This window comes from Burkholderia sp. AW49-1, from assembly GCF_053427845.1.
Genome location: NZ_JBSAXF010000076.1, coordinates 1 through 1,737, shown reverse-complemented (window position 1 = coordinate 1,737; position 1,737 = coordinate 1). Strand labels below are relative to the sequence as shown.

The following is a 1,737-nucleotide window of genomic DNA, read 5'->3' as shown; positions in this document are numbered from 1 at the left end:
CGAACCTGAACCGTTTCCGAGCGCCAGCGTGCCGGTACTGGCATGCGTGATCGTGCCGCCGTCGTTCACAAGTGCGGCAGGCGCGAGCGTCAGATCGGTACTGTTGGTCTGTAGCGTGCCGCCATTCGAGTTATCGAGCGAGCCCGACACGTTCACGCTCATCGCGCCGGCGCCCGTCTGCGTGATCGTGCCGCCGTGGTTCACGAGGTCGGTTGCAGTCAGCGACACCTGATCCGCCTGAACGGTACCAGCGCTGTTGTCGAGCGTCGTGCCGGTCAGCGCGGCGGTCTGTCCAACGATCGTGCCGCCGCTGTTCGTCAGGCGCGAACCCGCGTCGACCGTCACTTTTTGCGCAGCCTGCAGCGTCCCGCCACCGTTGTCGACCGACTGACCCGCGACACGCAGATTCGTGTTGGAAGTCATCGCGCCGCGGTTGACAACGTTTGCGCCTCGGACCGAAACATCACCGTTGCCGCCGATCACACCGCCAGGTGCGCCATTCGCCGTCGCGCCAGCGACGTTGGTCAATTGGCCGGTTGTCGTCACCGACAAGCCATCGCCGTTGAGCGATGTGATTCGTCCTGCCGTGTTGTCCAGCGACGCACCGGCCACCGTCATGTCGGCCGCACTTTGAAGGGTGCCCTGGTTGTTCGCGATATCACCGCCACGCACGTCCGCCGTGCTTTCGGATACCAGTTCGCCGGACTGGTTGGCGATCTGGCCAGCCATGTTGACTGACAGCGGCCCCTGCGATGAAACCTTGCCACTCTGGTTCGACAGATTGCCGCCGGTCAGCGTCGTGCTGCCGCCGCTCGACAAGCTGCCGTGATCGTTGATCACGGTGCCCGACGCGTTCGCCTGGATGGCGCCCTGCGCGCTCGTCGTCGCGTTCGACAGATTCACGTCGCCGGCCGTCGCGTTCAGCGACAGGTTGCCGTTCGCTGCTGTCTGGGAACCGGCGAGATTCACGCTGCCGCCCGTCAGCGATGCATTGCCGCCCGCGACATTCTGGCCGGTCGCGGACAGTTGGCCGGACGCCGTCAGGTTCAGGTCGCCGCTGTGCGCGACGGAACCGTCGTTGTTCACACCCGCGCCGAGCGTGCCGGTCGAATTGACGCTGCCGGCATTCACCGTCGTGTTCTGCTGCGCAGCGAACGTGCCGCTATTCGTGAGGTCGGCGCTTGTGCTGGCCGATAGCGATTGCTGCGCGTACGTCGTGCCGTTGTTCTGAATGCCGGCCGCCGACAGCGCGAGGTTGCCACTCGCGGTCGTCTTGCCCGTCAGCACGAGTCGGCCGTTCGACTGCAGCGTCAGGTCGCCTGCCTGCGCCGCGATCGTACCGGCGTTGGCCACCCCCACACCGAACTCATTCGATGCGAGGAAGATCCTATTGCTATACATTCCGCCCAACTGGCTCACGTCGATCGCGACCGCCGGAGCGGGGCCGTCGCCGGCGATCGGCGTCGCGGCAAGCGTGTCGTGGTTGACTTGGGCCGCACCGGCAATCACGTTCAGGTTCTTCGCATAGACCGCTGCATTCACCTGTACGGCACGGGCGATAAGGTCAACCTGATCGGTACCGGTTGCGTTCAGGCCGGCACCCGAGACGGTTACGAGCCCGCGGTTGACGTTGTAACCGGCGAGCGAACCATCGGCACCGTAGTACGGCACGCCGGTCGTCAAAGTCGCGCGGCTGGTATTCAGGAAGGTTCCACCGTCCACGAAGATCCCGGACGG

Annotated in this window: 1 protein-coding gene; it reads right to left on the bottom strand. The window is 65.1% G+C overall.

Translation table 11 applies throughout. The features are described from left to right. Positions 1-1,737 (bottom strand): beta strand repeat-containing protein (locus tag ACV22W_RS33440; RefSeq protein WP_448023804.1); only part of this gene is annotated, 1,737 nt, incomplete at both ends.